The 17,664-nt window shown below is 71.7% G+C and carries 20 protein-coding genes; 7 read left to right on the top strand and 13 right to left on the bottom strand.

The window, feature by feature from the left end; all coding sequences use genetic code 11:
* Positions 1–3 precede the first annotated feature (3 nt).
* Positions 4–462 (bottom strand): carboxymuconolactone decarboxylase family protein, encoded by a 459-nt coding sequence (locus ACFYWX_RS41300; RefSeq protein ID WP_389430415.1) that lies wholly within the window; start codon positions 460–462, stop codon positions 4–6.
* Positions 463–583: 121 nt separating this feature from the next.
* Between ACFYWX_RS41300 and ACFYWX_RS41295 the strand changes: the two genes are divergently transcribed.
* Positions 584–1,996: a PLP-dependent aminotransferase family protein gene (locus ACFYWX_RS41295; RefSeq protein WP_389430304.1), complete on the top strand. Its 1,413-nt coding sequence runs from the start codon at positions 584–586 to the stop codon at positions 1,994–1,996.
* 94 nt (positions 1,997–2,090) lie between these two features.
* Here ACFYWX_RS41295 and ACFYWX_RS41290 read toward each other — a convergent pair whose 3' ends face one another.
* The 3 genes from ACFYWX_RS41290 to ACFYWX_RS41280 form a co-directional block, all read right to left on the bottom strand.
* On the bottom strand, positions 2,091–2,903 hold the full coding sequence (locus ACFYWX_RS41290) for an SAM-dependent methyltransferase (RefSeq protein WP_389430302.1): 813 nt from the start codon (positions 2,901–2,903) through the stop codon (positions 2,091–2,093).
* Between the two features lie 89 nt (positions 2,904–2,992).
* Complete coding sequence (locus ACFYWX_RS41285) at positions 2,993–3,247, bottom strand: DUF397 domain-containing protein (RefSeq protein ID WP_389430301.1); 255 nt, start codon at positions 3,245–3,247, stop codon at positions 2,993–2,995.
* Entirely contained in the window at positions 3,248–4,108 is an 861-nt protein-coding gene (locus ACFYWX_RS41280; protein ID WP_389430300.1) for a helix-turn-helix transcriptional regulator, read from the bottom strand. It lies immediately after the preceding gene.
* A gap of 268 nt (positions 4,109–4,376) precedes the next feature.
* On the opposite strand from ACFYWX_RS41280, the gene ACFYWX_RS41275 reads away from it, so the two are divergent.
* The 3 genes from ACFYWX_RS41275 (at position 4,377) to ACFYWX_RS41265 (ending at position 7,643) form a co-directional block, all read left to right on the top strand.
* Positions 4,377–5,081, top strand: a complete 705-nt coding sequence (locus tag ACFYWX_RS41275; protein WP_389430299.1) for an ATP-binding protein — start codon at positions 4,377–4,379, stop codon at positions 5,079–5,081.
* A 32-nt stretch (positions 5,082–5,113) separates the two neighbouring features.
* On the top strand, positions 5,114–5,515 hold the full coding sequence (locus ACFYWX_RS41270; protein WP_389430414.1) for a hypothetical protein: 402 nt from the start codon (positions 5,114–5,116) through the stop codon (positions 5,513–5,515).
* Between the two features lie 265 nt (positions 5,516–5,780).
* Positions 5,781–7,643, top strand: coding sequence for an ABC transporter ATP-binding protein (locus ACFYWX_RS41265; RefSeq protein WP_389430413.1), 1,863 nt, complete (start codon positions 5,781–5,783; stop codon positions 7,641–7,643).
* A 6-nt stretch (positions 7,644–7,649) separates the two neighbouring features.
* Here the strand turns inward: ACFYWX_RS41265 and ACFYWX_RS41260 are convergent, their stop codons facing one another.
* From ACFYWX_RS41260 to ACFYWX_RS41240, 5 genes are all read right to left on the bottom strand, one after another.
* Positions 7,650–7,832 (bottom strand): hypothetical protein, encoded by a 183-nt coding sequence (locus ACFYWX_RS41260; protein ID WP_389430298.1) that lies wholly within the window; start codon positions 7,830–7,832, stop codon positions 7,650–7,652.
* 183 nt (positions 7,833–8,015) lie between these two features.
* Positions 8,016–9,368: an amidohydrolase gene (locus ACFYWX_RS41255; protein ID WP_389430297.1), complete on the bottom strand. Its 1,353-nt coding sequence runs from the start codon at positions 9,366–9,368 to the stop codon at positions 8,016–8,018.
* Positions 9,369–9,413: 45 nt separating this feature from the next.
* Positions 9,414–11,294 carry an FUSC family protein gene (locus ACFYWX_RS41250; protein WP_389430295.1) on the bottom strand — a complete coding sequence of 627 codons (1,881 nt, stop codon included), beginning with the start codon at positions 11,292–11,294 and terminating at the stop codon, positions 9,414–9,416.
* Positions 11,295–11,437: 143 nt separating this feature from the next.
* Complete coding sequence (locus ACFYWX_RS41245) at positions 11,438–12,205, bottom strand: nucleotidyltransferase domain-containing protein (RefSeq protein ID WP_389430294.1); 768 nt, start codon at positions 12,203–12,205, stop codon at positions 11,438–11,440.
* Positions 12,206–12,219: 14 nt separating this feature from the next.
* A complete protein-coding gene (locus tag ACFYWX_RS41240) occupies positions 12,220–12,597 on the bottom strand; it encodes a hypothetical protein (RefSeq protein ID WP_389430293.1) in 378 nt (125 codons plus the stop codon).
* 201 nt (positions 12,598–12,798) lie between these two features.
* Here ACFYWX_RS41240 and ACFYWX_RS41235 point away from each other — a divergent pair, with 201 nt between their 5' ends.
* On the top strand, positions 12,799–13,233 hold the full coding sequence (locus ACFYWX_RS41235) for a RidA family protein (protein WP_389430291.1): 435 nt from the start codon (positions 12,799–12,801) through the stop codon (positions 13,231–13,233).
* Positions 13,230–13,700 carry a GNAT family N-acetyltransferase gene (locus tag ACFYWX_RS41230; protein WP_389430290.1) on the top strand — a complete coding sequence of 157 codons (471 nt, stop codon included), beginning with the start codon at positions 13,230–13,232 and terminating at the stop codon, positions 13,698–13,700. The genes ACFYWX_RS41235 and ACFYWX_RS41230 overlap by 4 nt, the downstream gene beginning before the upstream one ends.
* Here ACFYWX_RS41230 and ACFYWX_RS41225 read toward each other — a convergent pair.
* From ACFYWX_RS41225 to ACFYWX_RS41210, 4 genes are all read right to left on the bottom strand, one after another.
* Entirely contained in the window at positions 13,691–14,026 is a 336-nt protein-coding gene (locus ACFYWX_RS41225) for an ArsR/SmtB family transcription factor (protein WP_389430289.1), read from the bottom strand. The two genes, ACFYWX_RS41230 and ACFYWX_RS41225, sit on opposite strands and share 10 nt — an antisense overlap.
* Positions 14,023–14,481 carry an SRPBCC domain-containing protein gene (locus ACFYWX_RS41220; RefSeq protein ID WP_389430288.1) on the bottom strand — a complete coding sequence of 153 codons (459 nt, stop codon included), beginning with the start codon at positions 14,479–14,481 and terminating at the stop codon, positions 14,023–14,025. Before ACFYWX_RS41220 ends, ACFYWX_RS41225 begins: the two co-directional genes overlap by 4 nt.
* 108 nt (positions 14,482–14,589) lie before the next feature.
* Positions 14,590–15,309 (bottom strand): aspartate/glutamate racemase family protein, encoded by a 720-nt coding sequence (locus tag ACFYWX_RS41215; protein WP_389430412.1) that lies wholly within the window; start codon positions 15,307–15,309, stop codon positions 14,590–14,592.
* A 5-nt stretch (positions 15,310–15,314) separates the two neighbouring features.
* A complete protein-coding gene (locus ACFYWX_RS41210; protein WP_389430286.1) occupies positions 15,315–16,796 on the bottom strand; it encodes an NCS1 family nucleobase:cation symporter-1 in 1,482 nt (493 codons plus the stop codon).
* A gap of 167 nt (positions 16,797–16,963) precedes the next feature.
* Between ACFYWX_RS41210 and ACFYWX_RS41205 the strand changes: the two genes are divergently transcribed.
* On the top strand, positions 16,964–17,629 hold the full coding sequence (locus ACFYWX_RS41205) for a GntR family transcriptional regulator (protein ID WP_389430285.1): 666 nt from the start codon (positions 16,964–16,966) through the stop codon (positions 17,627–17,629).
* Positions 17,630–17,664 lie beyond the last annotated feature (35 nt).

Raw genomic sequence — 17,664 nt, 5'->3', positions numbered from 1 at the left:
GGGTCAGCGGCGCTCGTCCGTGCCCGCCACCTTTGCCGTGGCCAGGGCCACGCGGTTCCAGGTGTTGATCGTGCAGATCACGGCCAGCACCTGGGCCAGTTCCTCCTCGTCGAACTCCGCCGCCGCGCGGGCGTAGACGTCGTCCGGGACACCGCCGTCCGCCACGAGGGTGACCGCCTCCGTCAGAGCGAGGGCGGCCTGCTCCCGCTCGGTGAAGAAGTGCCGGGCCTCGCGCCACACGGGGACCATGTGCAGCCGGTCCTCGCTCTCGCCGGCCTTGCGTGCGTCGTTGGTGTGCATGTGCAGGCAGTACGCGCAGTGGTTGAGGTGCGAGGCGCGGATCTGGATCAGTTCGACGAGCGCCGGGTCGAGGCCCTGACGGGCGGCCGCGTCGAAGCCGATGAGGGCGCGGAAGGCCTTGGGGGCGGTTTTCGCGAAGTCGAGGCGGGTCTGTTCGGGCATGTTCGTGCCAGGCGTGTGCGTCTCAGGCGTGTGCGTCTCAGCCTCGTGGGTCCCGGGCGGGTGCGTCGTCGTCATGCCCTCAACCTATGAGCCGGAAAGACCGCCTGTAAGGTGCATTCCGATGACGGATTCATGGGTCAATGCAGCGGAAGGCATAGGCGCCGACCTGCATCTGGAGCTGGACGGGCCGGGCGGTCGGCGGGCCGCGCTCATCCGGGCGCTGCGCGACGCCGTACGCAGCGGACGACTCGCGCCCGGCACCCGGCTACCGCCCTACCGCTCGCTCGCCGCCGACCTGGGTGTCGCCCGCAACACGGTGGCGGACGCCTACGCGGAGCTGGTCGCCGAGGGCTGGCTCACCGCCCGTCAGGGCTCGGGCACCCGGGTCGCCGAGCGGGCCGAACCTCTGCGCCCGCCCGCACGCGTCCCCAAAAAGGCACCTCCACACGCGCGTGCACCACGACACGACCTGCGCCAGGGCACCCCGGACGCCTCGTCCTTCCCGCGATCGGCCTGGGCCACCTCCTACCGGCGGGCCCTCCAGCAGGCACCCAACCAGGTGTTCGGGCCCGGCGACCCGGCCGGCCGCGTCGAGCTGCGCGAGGCCCTCACCGAGTACCTGGCACGCGCGCGTGGCGTACGCACGGAGCCGGGCCGGATCGTCGTCTGCTCCGGCTTCGCGCACGCGCTGCGTCTGCTCTTCGGGGGCCGGGTGCTGCGCGGTCCGCTGGCCGTGGAGGCGTACGGGCTGGACTTCCACCGGGGACTGCTCACGGAGGCGGGCGTACGGACCGTGCCCCTCCCCCTGGACGACCACGGGGCGCGGGTCGAGCGGCTGGAGCGCGAGCGGGCCGTACTGCTCACGCCCGCCCACCAGTTCCCGACCGGAGGCCCGCTGCACGCCGCCCGCAGGGCCGCCGTGATCGACTGGGCACGCGCGCGTGACGCGGTGATCGTCGAGGACGACTACGACGGCGAGTTCCGCTACGACCGCAAGCCCGTCGGCGCACTCCAGGGCCTCGACCCCGAGCGGGTGATCCACATCGGCTCCGTCAGCAAGAGCCTGTCACCGGCGCTGCGACTGGGGTGGATGGTCCTGCCGGAGCGGTACGTCGGCGCCGTCCTCGCGGCCAAGGGCGAGCGGGAGGCGTGGGTGAGCGCCCTGGACCAGCTGAGCCTCGCGGACTTCATCGCCTCCGGTGCGTACGACCGTCATGTGCGGCGCATGCGCCAGCGGTACCGGGGCCGCCGGGACCGGCTCGTCGCGGCGCTCGCCGAGCGGGCGCCGCACATCGAGGTCACCGGGGTGGCGGCCGGGCTGCACGCGGTGCTGCGGCTGCCGCCCGGCACCGAGCGGTCCGCCGTCAAAGCGGCCACATGGCAGGGCGTCGCGTTGGACGGCCTGGCCGCGTTCCGCCACCCGGAGACGGACATGGCGGTGCGCGACGGGCTCGTGGTCGGCTACGCGACACCCTCGGAGCACGCGTACGCGGCGGCACTCGACGCGCTGTGCGCCGTGCTGCCGCCGCAGTAGCGGCGTGCGCCGTGCCACCTCAGTAGCACTGTGCTCCGTGCCGCCGCAGGAGCCGTACGTGGCCCGGGGCGCCCCCTCGCCCGGGCCCTGCGGCCTACGCCTTGCGCCCCACCGCCCCGTATCCCGGGATCACCCCGTCGTCCTGCCCCGGAACCGGCTCGCCGAGTTCCGGATGCCACTCGGGGACCACGGCGACCCCGGGCTCGACCAGTTCGAGTCCGTCGAAGAACCGGCCGAACTGCTCGCGGGAGCGCAGTGCCAGGGTGACGCCGGCGGCCTTCAGCTTCTCCGTCGCCGCGGCCGACTCCTCAGGTGTGAAGTCGGCGGTGGCGTGGGTCATCATCAGGTAGCTGCCGGACGGGAGTTCGGACAGCAGCCGCTGGACGAGTTCGAGCGCTCCGTCCTCGTCGGAGATGAAGTGCAGCAGCGCGACCAGGGAGAGGGCCACGGGCCGGGAGAAGTCCAGGACCTTACTGGCCCCCTCCACGATGGTGGCCGGATCCCGCACGTCGGCCTGGAGGTACTCGGTGACGCCCTCGGGCGTACTGCGCAGCAGGGCCGCCGCGTGGGCCAGCACGATCGGGTCGTTGTCGCAGTAGACGACGCGGGCGTCGGGAGCGATCTGCTGGGCGACCTGGTGCAGGTTCGGCTCGGTCGGGATGCCCGTACCGACGTCCAGGAACTGCCGTACGCCGTTCTTGGCGAGCCAGCGTGTGGCCCGGTGCATGAAGGCTCGGTTGACTCGTGCCATCACGGGCACGCGCGGGTCGAGGGCGAGCATCTGCCGGCCCATCGCCTCGTCGACGGGGTAGTTGTCCTTGCCGCCGAGGTACCAGTCGTACATCCGCGCGGGATGCGGTCTGCTGGTGTCGATCTCGACGGCCGCGTTCGGGTCCAGCCCGGTCATGAGGCACTCCGTAAGGCACAAAGGATGTTCAATTCAGCACCACGATAAGGAAGTTCAGCGATAAGGAAGTTCAGATAAAGACAATCACGTCAGGACAGCAGGAAGTCCGCCTTTCCCGCCTTCGCTCCCTCGACGAAGGCCGTCATCTCGTCGGTGGTGTAGATCAGCGCCGGACCGTCCGGGTCGGTGGACTGACGGACGGCGATCCTGCCGTCGGCGAGCTTCATCGCCTCCAGGCAGTTCCCGCCGTTGCCGCCGCTCCACGGCTTGTGCCAGCCTTCGCTGCCCAAGTCACGCGCGGGCATGCCGTTGTAGACCTGTTTGCGCGGCTTGATGCGATCCATTCACAGCTCCTTGCGGAGATCCCGGAGGATCTCCTTCGTGCGATGTGCAGTAGCGGCCTGCGCCGCCATGCGGTCCATGACCTCGAGGTGGGTCGCCACCTCGGTGCGCCCGTCCAGGTAGACGGCGCCGGTCAGGTACTCGCTGTAGACCATGTCCGGAAGTTCGGGCATGGCGAATCGGAACAGCACGAAGGGCCCGTACGTGCCGGGGTGCGGCCCGTTGGCGAACGGGGCGACCTGAAGGGTCACGTGGGGCAGCTTCGTGGCGTCGAGCAGTTTGTCGATCTGGGCACGCATCACCTCCGGGCCGCCGACGGGGCGGCGCAGCACGGTTTCGTCCATCACGACCCAGATCCGGGGCGCGTCCTGACGGGTGAGCAGTTCCTGGCGTTGCATGCGCAGCTCGACGAGGCCGTCGATGTCCTCCGGCCGGGTCTGACCGACGGCCCCGGAGGTCAGGACCCCGCGGGCGTAGTCCTCGGTCTGCAACAGACCCGGCACGAAGTGGGGTTCGTACTGGCGGATGAGGGCGGCCGCCCCCTCGAGGCTGACGTGCATCGAGAACCAGCCGGGCAGGACGTCGTGGAAACGCTGCCACCAGCCGGGCTGGTTGGCCTCCTCGGCCAGCTGGACGAAGGCGTCGGCCTCCCGGTCGGACACGCCGTATGCCTTCAGCAGCAGCTGGAGGTACGGGATTTTGAGCGCGACCTCGGCCATCTCCATGCGGCGGACGGTGGCGGGGGCGACGCGGAGGATGCGGGCGGCCTCCTCGCGCTTGAGCCCGGCGCGCTCCCGCAGATCCAGCAGGCGTCGACCGAGAACGACCTGTCCGACCGTCGGCGCGGACCGCGGTTCGCTCACGCTCCACCTCCATGAAGAGCCCTGACAGCCCGGCCACACCGGGGCGTTGACGCCCGGTCGGTCCGGCGGCGAGGTATCGACAAAGACTGCTGACAGCCATGCGGCGCCATGCGAAGACCCATTCGAAGATCCGTTCGGATCTCCGGCGATCCCAACTGGCGCCGTGTCACGTGCTGTTGCGAGCAGTGTGCCACGGCCATCCACAGCGTCACACAGCACTCTGCATTTTTCAGAGTGACACTTGCCAAGTGTTCACGGCGGGGCGATAGTGGCAAGCGTGATTCCGTCCGCGCCCTTAGGAACAGACGCCGCCGCAGGCCGCCCCCTCGGTCTCGGTGCCGCCCCGACGGTGGACCCCGAAAGGGCCGCTGCCGAGCGCCGGTTCCGCTTCGAGCTGGCCGCACATCCGGGTTCTCCCGCGCAGGCCAGACGCCTGACGAGGGCCCGGCTGACGGGCTGGTCGGTGTGCGAGGACACCTGCGACACGGCCGCTCTGGTCGTCACCGAACTGGTCACCAACGCGATCGTGCACACCGCGAGCAATGTCGTCGTCTGTGAACTGCACGACGGCGACGACGTGGTGCGCATAGCCGTGCGTGACGAGGGATGCGCTCCGGGTGAGCCCCACCCGTCCCCGCAGCGGCCCGAGGAGGAGCACGGGAGGGGACTGCTCCTCGTCGACGCCCTCTGTCACGCCTGGGGCGCCCAGGAGCACGGACCCGGGCTGCTGGTCTGGGCGGAGCTGCCGCGCACGGCCGACATCGCCGACGAGGCTGCCACCACCCACGATGCCGACAGCGACCGCGATCACGAAGAGCCCCGCAACGACCTGGGCTGGGGCACCCGCCCGAAGCCCGGCGGCCCCACCGACGGCTCGGGCGACGAGACCGGCCCAGCTCAGCGGGCGCACCACGGAACCGGGGACGCGGTCGTCACCCCGCTGGAACCCGGCCGAGAGTGGGGCAGGGCGTGAGCGTCGCATCCGGCCGGGGTCTGGTCCTCAGCATGGACACGCTCGTACGGACGACACGCGGGCTGCACCCCGCCGAGAGCACCCGCCGCCTGACCGTCCCTGACGGCATGACGGCCCCGATGGGATGCGACGCGGTCGCGGTGCCGGCCCACTTCGGCCCGCTGGTGCTGCCCCGACTGCCCCGCGTGGGATGCGTGTACGCCGACGAGGCGCACTGGTGGTGGATCGTTCCCTCGGACTCCGACCATGCCCTGGAGTGGCCGGCTCCGGCCCGGTACGCCATAGGCGCGGTCGTCCCCGACTCCCCGCGCTCCCCCGACCTCATCCACCGACCGGACGGCACGGTTCCGTACACCCCGCCGATCCCCCTCTACCTGACGCTGTGCCGGCTGACGGGGACGACACCGACCTGGTCGCGTCCGGTCAGCGCGTAGGCCCTCAGCCGCGCTCCCCCGAAAAGCCCTGACGCGGGGCATGGACCCGCTGCCGCAGTCCCCTTTCAAAAGCCTGACGCTGGGCGTACGCCCGCTCGCTCACCGCGAACGGACTCGCGCTCTGCCCCGACCCGGCACGCCCCCGCGATAGTGGCCGTTCGTCCACGATCGGGGGAGGTCGACGGTGCGCAAGAAGGCCCAGGCGGAAAAGCCCGAGGTGTCCGAGTCGGAACAGCTGCTCTTCGGAGGGCCGCTGCGCTACGACATGGGCTGGAACCAGCACGCGGACGCGTTCCTGGAGCTGAACTTCCGCGCCATGATCACCCGGCTGCCCGCGCTGCTCGCCTCCAGCTTCCGGCTCGCCTGGCAGGCGGACCGCCGGGCCGCGCGGGTCGTCCTGGCCGCCGAGGCGGGCCGGGGCGTGGCCCAGGCGGTGAGCCTGCTCGCGGTGAACAGCGTCCTCGGCCGGCTGATGACCGGCGGTTCGATCGAGGCCCGGCTGCGCGAGGCCGTCCCCGCACTGGTCACGCTGGCCGCCGTGATGCTGGTCGAGACGCTGCTGCGGGCCACGTCGACGTACGCCACCGGACGCCTGGAGCCCAAGGTGGAGCGGGTGGCGACGGAGCGGTACCTGGAGCGGGCGGCGGCGGTGGAGCTGTCGGCGATCGAGGACCACGCCTTCCACAAGCTGCTGGACACCGCCCAGTACGGCGCCTCCTCGGCCCGGCGCATGATCGCGCACGCGACCCGTCTGGTGAACGCGATGATCTCGCTGATCGCGGCCGCGAGCGTGCTGACCGTGCTGCACCCGGCTCTGCTTCCGCTGCTCGTGACCATGACGCTGCCGAGCGCGTGGAGCGCCCTGACGAACGCCAGGCGCCGCTACGAGTCCTTCCACACCTGGGTGCAGCACGCCCGCGCCGGCTATCTGCTCAGCGGTCTGCTCACCGAACCGGCGGCCGCCCCGGAGATCCGTTTGCATGGGGTCGGCCCGTTCCTGCTGCGCCACTTCCGGGCCATGTCGGAGACGGCGGAGGCGGAGCAGGCCCGGCTGGCCCGGCTCGCGGCCCGCACGGGACTGATCGCGGCGGCCTGGACGGGCCTCGCGACAGTGGCGACGTACGCCACGCTCGGCGGGCTGTTGCTGGCGGGAGCGATGGCGCTGTCGGTGGCGGGCACGGCCGTGATCGCGATCCGCACCGGTTCCGGCAGCCTGGACAGCCTCGTGCTGGAGGTGAACCAGCTGCACGAGGAGGCCCTGTTCGTGGGCGACCTGCAACGCCTGTACAAGGAGGCGGCCGAGCGGGCCATCCCTGTCGGCGGCGACGCGTTGCCCGAGGAGCCGCGGGAGATCCGCTTCGAGAAGGTCTCCTTCAGCTATCCGGGGGACTCGGCCCGTCCCGCCCTCGACGACGTCTCCCTCACTCTCCCGCTGGGCCGGATCGTCGCGCTCGTCGGCGAGAACGGCTCGGGCAAGACGACGCTGGTGAAGCTGCTCGCCGGGCTGTACAAGCCGGACCGGGGGCGGATCCTGTGGGACGACGTGGACGCGGCGACCGCGGACCGGCACCAGGTGGCGGAGCGCATCGCGATGGTGGCGCAGGACTTCAAGCGCTGGCCCTTCACGGCCCGGGTGAACGTCGCGGTCGGCCGCTCCTCTGCACCGCTGACGGAGGAACGTCTGGCCGCCTCGATCGAGGAGGCGGGGGCGCAGGAGGTGGTCGCGGATCTGCCGCGCGGTCTGGACACGCTGCTGGCCCGCAACTTCAGCGGCGGGCACGAGCTGTCCGGCGGCCAGTGGCAGCGGCTCGGCATCGCCCGCGCCGCCTACCGGCGTGGGCGCATCCTGATCGTGGACGAGCCGACGGCGGCCCTTGACGCCCGGGCCGAACTGGAGGTCTTCGAGAAGATCCGCGCCCTGGCCGGCACCGGCCAGACGGTCGTCCTCATCACACACCGGCTGGCGTCCGTGCGCCACGCCGACCTGGTGCACGTCCTCGACCAGGGCCGGCTCGTGGAGTCCGGGACGCCCGACGAGCTGCTCGCCACGGGTGGCATCTACGCGGAGTTGTACTCGCTCCAGGCCGAGCAGTTCTCGACGAAGCTGCCCGCTCCGAAAGCGGGCTGATCCGCCTCAGGCCGCGAGGTCTCCCACGCCCTCGCCCCGGACGATCACCAGGAACGTGTCGGTCGCGAGGTCCATGACGACCTCGGCTGCCAGTCCCTCCAGCCGCCGCGCCTGCGCGAACTCCTCCGCCGGCCACGATCCCCGCGGCCCACCTGCGGGAAAGCGTTCGAGCACTGTTCGCCCGTTCACCACCCTGCACCTCCCGAGAGCGTCGTACTTGTAGGAGTTAACGCCTTCGGACAGGGAAACGCCTCGCTCGGTGACGCTACTGAGACGTAGTTGACACCCGTTCACCGCAGTGTGTGAGGATCTGATCACTTACCGATCACCGTGCACACGGTCAGTGTCGATCTTCACACTGATCGTGAAATATCAGGTGTCGTACTCCTGAATCCGCCTCCCGTGGCTTCGGTCCAGCAGCCCGGGCATCCGCTCCCCCAGTTCCCGCACGACCGCGGGCACGTCGAGGGTGAGCAATTCGCGGTCGCGCATGAGGATCCGTCCGTCGACGATCGTCGTGCGGACGTCGGAGGACCGGGCGCTGTGCACAAGGGTCGCGGCGAGGTCGTGGACGGGCTGGGTGTGCGGCCCCGTGAGGTCGACGAGGATGATGTCGGCCCGCCGGCCCGGCGCGATGCCGCCGACGATCTCGCCGAGGCCGACGGCCCGTGCGCTCTGGAGCGTGGCGTGGTGGAGGGCCTGGCGGGACGTCAGCCAGCGCGGGTCGCCCGTGGTCGACTTCTGGATCAGCGAGGTGAGCGCCATCGACTCCCACACGTCGAGGGAGTTGTTGGAGGCGGCGCCGTCGGTCGCGAGTCCCACGGGGACACCGATGTCCCGCAGGGCACGGACCGGGGTGGTGGTGGGCCAGGCGAACTTGAGGTAGCCCCGGGGCGCGGTCGCGACGGCCGTACGGCCCTGGGCCCGCTCCAGGACGGGCAGGTCCCGTTCGACGATGCCGGTGCCGTGGGCGATGAGGACGTCCGTGTCGAGGATCCCGGTGCGGTCGAGGACCTCGACGGGGGTGACGCCGTGCCGGGCGAGGCTGGTGTCGGTCTGGTCGCGGTTCTCGGCGGCGTGCAGGTGTACGGGGAGGTCGTGGGCGAGGGCGAGTTCGGCGGTGGCGGCGAGGTCGGAGTCGGTCACCGTGTACGGGGCGTGCGGGGCGAGGGCGGTGGTGATGCGGCCACCGGCGCCACCGCGGTGCCGCAGCGCGAACTCCAGCGACCTCTCCCGGCCTTGGGGCCCCTGGGAGGAGAAGTACGCCTCCCCCAGATGGGCGCGGATACCGCACTCGGCGACCACGGCGGCGACCTCGTCCATGGCGAAGTAGTGGTCGGCGAAGCAGGTGACGCCGCCGCGGATCATCTCGGCGCAGGCGAGCCGGGCGCCCAGCTCGACGTCCTTCGCGGCGAGGTTGGACTCGACGGGCCAGACGACGTCGTTGAACCACTCCTCGGTCGGCAGGTCCTCGGCGAGGCCGCGCAGGGCGGCCATCGGGGCGTGCGTGTGACAGTTGATCAGGCCGGGCAGGGCGACCTGGCCACGGGCGTCGACGCGTTCGGCGGCGGCGATGCCGTCGACGGCCGCCGCGCTCGTCACCGACTCGACGACGCCGTCCCGTACGACGATCGCGGCGTCGTCCCGGAACCCGATGTGCTCGTGGTCGTCGTGCAGGAGGACGGTGCATCCGGTGATGAGGAGATCAGCGGAGGTGGGCGTCATGAGGCCAACGTACGACGCGGTCGGCGCGCCGGGAGCGGGTTCGCGTCACCCGGCGAGCGGCAGTTCGGCCACGTCGGGAGAGTGCAGGCCCACCCGCTTGCGCTGTGCGGCGAGTTCGCGCAGCAGTTCGGCGAGCCGCTCCGTGTGCCGGGGGGTGAGCCGTCCGGCGTCGTCGAGGTGCACGGCGCACGCGGTGGTGGTGTCGACGAGCCGTTCGAGCAGGTCGGCGACCTCGTCGGTGCCCTCCGTGTGCCGGGCGAGGGCGGGCAGTTCGGCGGCGGCGAGGGCGATGGCGGTACGGGCCTCGGCGAGCGCGCGGTAGGCCTCGCGCCGCAGGGTCCAGCGGGCAGCCCGGTCGTCGGACTCGCCGAGCACGTGGACGAGGTAGGCGTGCGCGGCACCGCCCGCCGCGGCGAGCCGGGCCCGTACTCCGCCGCCGCGCTTCCCCGTCATCGGCAGGTGTCCGACGATGAGCACGATCGCGCAGGCCAGCAGTGTCTCCCCGATGCGGCCGGCGGAGGCCTGCGGCTCCCCGCCGACCATGACGAGGGCGAGGACGAGGAGGGTGACGACGGCGGTCTGCGCGGCGAAGTGCCGGGTGGCGACGGGGATGAGGGCGCCGCAGAGCGCGACCAGCGCGACGAGCCCCTCCGGCCGGGGCAGCACGGCGGCGAACCCGGCGAAGAGCAGGGCCCCGAGCACGGTGCCCGCGGCACGGCACAGGACACGGGAGACCAGCGGCCCGAGGTCGGGCTTGACGAGGAAGACGGCGGTCGCGGGCAGCCAGTACCAGTGCGCGTGCTCCCCGTACCAGTGGCTGTGGTGCAGCGCCTGCGCGATGGCGACGGCGGCGCCGAAGCAGAGGGCGACCCGCAGGCCGTACTCCCGCCCGCCGGCGCCGCAGGCGGTACGCAGCATCTGCCTGGCCGTACGTCCGCGGGTGTGCAGGTCGCGTCCCTCCCCCTGGTCGAACGCCTCGGCGGCGTGCAGCAGGGCGTCGTCGAGGGCGCGCAGGGCGGGCGCGGACCGGTGCGGCGCGGGCAGCGGACCGGTGTGGGTGCCGGTGCGTACGGCGGCGGCGAGGCGCCGGGGTCCCGCGCAGGCACGCTCGGAGACGGGCTCCCCGGCCCAGGCGAGTGCGGTCGCGGCCTCTGCGAGGGGGAGCGCGGCGGCGTACTGGGCGTGCAGCCGCCGTTCGGCCGCGGAGCCGGCGTAGCGCCGCAGCCGGGGCCCGGTGAGGGCGTCCTGCGCGTGGTCGAGGGCGGCGGTGAGGGCGGCACGGCGGGCGATGGCGTGCTCGGTGCCGGCGGCGTCGAGCAGTTCGGCGACGGCGTCGTACACACGGGCCACGGCGTCCCGCTCCCCGTCGAACCGGAAGTCACCGGCGAGGGAGCCGGGCGTGGGCAGCACGAGCCGCAGCGTCAGCAGCCAGCCGGCGCCGGCGAGGAAGGCGAGCGCCCGTTGCCAGGCGGGCACCGGGAGGGGCATCCCGGCCCCGATGGCCGCGGCGACGAGCAGTTGGGTGCCCGCCCCGGAGGCGACGGGCCCGACGGCGCTCATGCCTCCGGCGACGAGCCCGAGTCCGGTGAGGAGGAGGGTCAGCGGGACGGCCGAGGTGTGCTCCCCCGCGTACGTCCCGGCGAACATCCCGACCGCACCGGCCAGCGCGGGCCCGCCGATCCGCCTGACGGAGGCCCGCCGGCTGCCGGGCCTGTCGTTGATCCCGGCGAGCATGGCGGCGATGGCGGCGACGACGCCGAGCGAGGTCCGGCCGGCCGCCAGGGCCACGATCAACAGCGGTCCGCCGGCCAGCGCTCCCCTGAGGACCGCGTTCCACGGCACCGGTCCGCGCTGGGCGCCCAGCGCGTGGGCGAGCCAGGGCGGCAGAGCGAATACGCGAACGGGAACAGGCAGGCGCGGGGACACGGAGCTCCTGTCGTGACGAGGGCGGGGGTGTGCCTTCGGGCGACGGCGACCGGGCTGGTGGTATTCACCTTAGGAAGGGTTCTTGGAGGCGGAGCATCCCTCAGGTTTCGGCGACGTGACACTTCGCGCGAACCCCGCGTTCTTTATGAACGCAACTGCTCCCGCGCCGCCGCCATGGACCGTTCGAAGAGCACGCGGGCCCTTTCGAGTCTCGCCGCCACCGCCTCGCCGAACCCCGGACCGGAAACGATCTCGTCGACCCCGCGCAGCCCGGCCCGCTCCAGCAGCCGCTTCTCGTTCGTCACCCATTCCCCCCGCGCCGCCAGCACCGCGTGGCCCGTCTGCGCGGCGGCGACGGCCAGGGCCCCGGCGGCCTCCGTCAGGCGTCCGGCGGCGGCATGGTTGGCGGTGGCGTAGTCAAGGGTGGCGCGGGCGGTGCCGTACCAGCGCTCGCAGGCGGTCCGCCGCAGTGGCTCGGGATAGGTCTCCGGGCGGGGCAGCGTGCCGCGCAGCACCCGGTTGACGGCCAGTTCGGCGACGAGCAGGTAACTGGGGATCCCGGCGAGATGGAACAGCAGCGGCTCCACCCGGAACCGCCCCTCCCGCGCCTCAGCCAACTCGTGCTCGACGACGTCCAGGTCCCGGTAGTGCACGTCGACCCGCCGCCCGTCGATCGTGAGCCAGGCACCCCCGTTGAAGACGCCGCCGCCCCAGCCCCCGACCTCGGAGACCTCGCCCTCCCAGCCGAGGGCGCGCAGGTCGGCGGGGTCGAAGGCGCCGCGGTAGTAGACGGCGAGGTCCCAGTCACTGTCGGGCCGGTGGGTTCCCTGGGCGCGGGAGCCGCCGAGGGCCACGGCTTCGACGGTGGGGAGCGCGGCGAGGCGGTCGGCGGCTGTGTCGAGGAAGTCCATGGGATCGGTCAGGCCTACCAAAGGTCGGTGTGTCGGTGGCGGGTCGGCGGGTGGTCCAGCTCCTCCGCCGTCGTGAGGAGGTCGCCTGGCGCGGCGGCGCGCAGGCGCGCGCGGGCGGTCGTACGGAAGACCTGAAGGGCGGCGCGCGCCCGTGACTCGTACGGGCCGCTCACATCGGTGTTCAGGCTGCGGGGGTAGGTGCGCGCGACGAAGCCCCGTACGACGGCGGCCGGCACAGGACGGCGTCCCTCGCGCCGGGAACGAGCCAACTCCTGCTCGCTGTAGCGGAGTTCCGTGAGGATGTGACCGGTGTCCAGGCTTGAACGGCCGTACGGCGAGTTCGCGGGATGCTTGCGGTGTCGTGGGCGGACGTGGTGGACGGTGCGGGACATGGCAGACCTCCGGGGGCCCGCCGGGACTTCCGGCGTGGCCCGCTAGAAGTCCGCCGCGGTGAAACGCCCGAGGAGTTTTCTGCGCATGGGGGCAGCCTGTCCGTCGGTCGGCGGTGTTGTCGAGCGAAAAAAACTCGGATGCGTCGATGTACGCGGCTGCGGATGATCGGCAGGTTGCCCTGTCGTCTCCCGGGAGTTCACGTGATCCAGCGCGTCACCACCCCTGTTCTCTTCCCACCGCCCACCTACGCGCACGCCTCCGTCGTCGAGGCCGGCACGAAGCTCGCGTTCCTCGCCGGTTCCGTCCCCCTCGACGGTGACGGGAACCTGGTGGGGCCGGGGGACCCCGTACGGCAGGCCGAACAGGTGATCGCCAACCTGGAGGAGCAGTTGCGGGCGGTCGGCAGCGATCTGGCGCACGTGGTGGTGACGGACGTGTACGTGGTGAGCGGTGAGACGGCGGTGCTCTCGGCCGTCTGGGACGTCGTCGAGGCGTCCGGGCTCAGCCTCGGGCCGCACTCGTCGACGCTCCTCGGAGTCACCTGCCTCGGTTACTCGGGGCAGCTCGTGGAGATCACCGCGACCGCCGTCGTACCGGACAAGGCCGCCGTCGTAGCGGAAGAGGCCCGCCGATGAGCACCGAGGTCACCGTCGCGCTGCGCCGCGCCGCCGCCCCGGACGCCGCCGCCGCGGCCGACGTGTGGCTGCGTTCCTTCACCGCCGCGCTGCCCACGGTCGTCAGGCCGCACTCCGACGACGCGGTGCGGGCGTACATCCGGGACGTGGTGGTGCCGCTCCACGAGACATGGGTGGCCGAGGCCGGGGGCGCGATCGTGGGGCTGATGGTGCTCGACGGCGAGCTGCTGTCCCAGCTCTACCTCGACCCGCGGTGGCGCGGGCACGGCATCGGCGACCGGTTCATGTCGCTGGCCAAGGGGCGCAGGCCGGGCGGGCTGACGCTGTGGACCTTCCAGGTCAACAAGCCCGCACACCGCTTCTACGAGCGGCACGGTTTCTCCGCCGTGGAGTACACGGACGGCAGGGACAACGAGGAGCGGGAGCCCGATGTGCGATATGCCTGGCAGCCGGGGGCTCAGGGCTGATCGGTCCCCTCCGCCAGGTCCTTGATCGCCTGGAGCCGGACCTCCCACTTTGCGGCCAACTCGTCCATCCAGCGCGCCGTCCGTTTCAGGGGGTGCAGGTCGGCCTCGTAGCGGACCTCACGCCCGGCCCGGTGGGCGCTGACCAGACCGGCGCGGTCAAGGACGGCCAGGTGCTTGGCCACCGCCTGCCGCGTGACGGGGAGACCGGCCGCCAGGGAGGTCGTCGTCGCTCCGCCCTGCCGGGCGAGGACGGTGAGGATCTCCCGGCGGACCGGGTCGGCCAGGGCCACCAGAACGGCCTGTTCGTCGTCGCCGGAGGGGATCATGCCGCGGCGGCCGCGCAGTGCGTACGCAGTTGGTCGAGCTTCCCGGGCCAGTTCTGGCTGTTGGCGCGCTGCCGAACCGCCGCCTCGTCGCCCGGCAGCCCGAGGCGCGCGAAGCCGCTTTCGACGAGGGTCAGGCGCGTGCCTCCCGTCGGCTCGTCCGCGGCCAGGGTGAACTCGACGAGGGTGGCGTTGGCGTCGTCCGGCTCCTCACCGGACGCGCCCTGGGACCACCGCCAGGACAGGACGCGGGGCGGCTCGACCGTCTCGATGCGGGCGGGGAGGGCGCCGTGGACCCCGTGGTCGAACAGGAGCAGGCCGCCGGGGCGCAGGTCGAGCCGGACGGGCTCGCCGTTGCCGAACCAGCGGCCGAGGAAGGCGGGTTCGGTGAGGATCGACCAGACCCGTTCCAGGGGGGCGTCGATCACGATGGCACGTTCGATGGTGTCGGGGATCATGGCGACCTCGTCTCGTCCGGATGCGCTACCCGTAGGTTGCACATTCGGAACACCTTCGCGCAACCAAGCGGTTGCACACAGCGGGTCATGTGTCTGCCAATACCCGGCTCACCCCGCCGAAGCCCCCCACTCCCGCCGCTTGTCCAGCGGCCGCGCGTAGCTCCCCGCCCGGCTCGTCCGCAGCCCCAGCGCGACGAGCGACTCCGCGAGCTTCACCGCCGCTCCGACCCCGTCGACGACCGGCAGGCCCAGCTTCTCCCCCACCACCTGTTGCAGGCCGGTCATCCCCGCGCACCCCAGCACCAGCACTTCGGCGCCCGCGTCCCGGGCCCGTCCGGCGGCCGTCAGGAACGCCGCCTCGGTGCGTTCGTCGTCGCCGAGGTCGAGGACGCCGAGGCCCGTGCCGACCACGGCGGCGCAGTTGCGCCCCACCCCGGCCAGCTCCAGGCTGTCCTCGATCTGCCCGCACGTCCGCTCCAGCGTGGTGACGACGCCGTACCGTCGCCCGAGCAGACACGCGAGATGCGCCGCCGCCTCGGTGATGTCGACGACCGGTACGTCGACCAGCTCCCGTACGCCCTCGCGCCCGTGCTCCCCGAAGCCGGCCATCACGACGGCGTCGTACGGCGGTCCGTCGCATGTCCGCACCGCGTCGAGGACGGCGGCGGCCGAGAGGTAGCTGTCGAGCCAGCCCTCGGCGGACTCGGGACCCCAGGCCGGGGTCAGCCCGGTCACGGTGGTGCCCGGACCTGCGGCGGCCCGGGCACCTCGCACGATCTCCTCGGTCATCTCCTGCGTGGTGTTGCAGTTGGTGACGACGATCCGCACGCTTCTCATGCCTCCACGGGTTCGGCGGTGTCGGGAACGATCTCGGGGGCGGTCCGCTCGGCCTTGCACAGGACCGCGTACAGCCCGGCGGCCAGCGCCGTGCCGATGAACCAGGAGTACGGCGCCACGTCGCTGAACGTCTTCACCAGCGCCAGCACCGCCGCGACCGCCGCCGACGGCAGGAACGCCCACAGCGCCTTGGGGTTGACGCCCTTGCGGTAGTAGTAGCGGGAGCCGGGGCGGGCGTCGAAGAGTTCGTCGGCGTCGATGCGGCCGCGCTTGACCCAGTAGTAGTCGACCATGATCACGCCGAACAGCGGGCCGAGGAAGGCACCGAGGCCGCCGAGGAAGTAGTTGACGACCGTGGGGTTGGAGAAGAGGTTCCACGGGGTCACCACCAGCGCCGCGACGGTGCTGATCATGCCGCCGATCTTGAAGGTGATCTTCTGCGGCCAGACGTTGGCCAGGTCGTACGCCGGCGAGACGAAGTTGGCGACGATGTTGACGCCCATGGTGGCGACGGCGAAGGTGAACGCGGCCAGCACGAGCACCCAGGTGTTGCCGACCTTGGCGACGAGCTCGGCCGGGTCCGTGATGGCCTCTCCGAACACCTCCAGCGAGCCGGCCGTCACGATGACCGACACGACGACGAAGGCCGTCGAGTTGATGGGCAGGCCCCAGAAGTTGCCACGCCGCACCGTCTTGTAGTCGGGCGCGAAGCGGGAGAAGTCGCAGAAGTTGAGCATCAGGGTGCCGTAGGTGGCGAGGATCAAGCCGATCGCGCCGAACCACTGCCGCCACTGCTCGCCGACCGGGACCGGGTGCGGGGTGGAGGTGAGCGAGATGCTCCAGTCGGCCTTGGCGAGGATCCAGATGGCCAGCGCGATCATCACCAGCCAGATCGCGGGTCCGCAGAAGTCCTGGAACTTGCGCACCGACTCCATGCCCTGGCTGATGATCACCGCCTGGACCAGCCACAGCGACACGAAGGACACCCAGCCGAGCGCGTCCAGGCCCAGGAAGGAGTGGTGCGTCCAGGACTCCAGGCCGGGCCAGGCGGCCAGCAGCATCACGTTGACGGCGACGGACGCCAGGTAGGTCTGGATGCCGTACCACATGATGGCGATCACGGCCCTGATCAGCGCCGGGATGTTGGCGCCCCACACACCGAAGCTGATGCGGCTGACGACGGGGAAGGGCACGCCGTGGCGCTGGCCGATCTTCCCCATCCAGTTCATGCCGATGTAGATGAGCACGAAGCCGACGAGCAGGGACGTGAAGACCTGCCACACGTTCATGCCGAGGACCAGCAGGCCGGCGGCGAAGGTGTAGTTGCCGAGGTTGTGGACGTCGGACATCCACATGGCGAAGAGGTCGAAGACCTTCCAGTTCCGCTTGCCCGCGGGCGCGAGGTCTTCGTTGGTGAGCCGGGGGTCGGGGACGAACGCTGGTGCGCCGGTGGCTTCGGCGGGATCGGCGAGGGACACGGGGCCTCCATAATCGAGGGGACGGCGGAGGATTGCATTCCGGTTCATGCTGCCAACCGTGTTTGGTATACCAAACTGCGGTCATGGTCCTGCCGTCAACCCTTTCGACCGATGTCCATGTCGTTACGGCTGCGTAAAAGAGTCCTCGCGTCGGCGAAGATGGCCCCATGGCGAAGATCGAACCGCTCGGTGCGGTGCGCGAGCGGGTCCTGGAGACCCTGCGGCAGGACATCATCGCGGGCCGGATGGGTCCCGGCGACCGGCTCGTCGAACGCGAGCTGGCCGAGCGGTTCGGGGTCTCCCGCGTACCGGTCCGGGAAGCGATCCGGGCCCTGGTCGCCGAGGGCTTCGTCCTGTTCGAGACCCCGCGCCGCACGGTCGTGCGCCGGCTCACCCCGACCGACGTCAAGGAACTCTTCGAGCTGCGCGAGGCGTTGGAGGTGTACGCGGCGGGACTGGCCGCGTCACGGGCGACACCTCAGGCGCTGACGGAGCTGCGTGAACTGCTGGAGAGCGCGGCGAGCGCCACCGCGGTCGGGGACGCCGAGGCGATCACCGACGTCAACACCCGCTTCCACGACCGCATCCTCGCCCTGGCCGGCAACAACCTGCTGATCTCCGTCATGGAACCGGTCGACGGCCGCCTGCGCTGGCTCACCCGGCAGAACGAGGAGTGGCCCCAACTCCTCACCGAACACCGTGACCTGTACGACGCCATCGCCTCCGGGGACCCCGAGCGGGCGCGGGCCCACGCGCTCGCCCATGTGCAGGCCAACTACCGGTCGACGGTGCATCACTTGTTCGGGGCACATTTCGAACACCCGTCTGCCTAGACTCTCCCGACCCTGCAGTCGCCTGAGGCGCCTGA

This window comes from Streptomyces sp. NPDC002888 (genome assembly GCF_042888465.1).
Taxonomy (GTDB): Bacteria; Actinomycetota; Actinomycetes; order Streptomycetales; family Streptomycetaceae; genus Streptomyces.
This window is presented reverse-complemented; position numbering and strand designations above follow the sequence as displayed.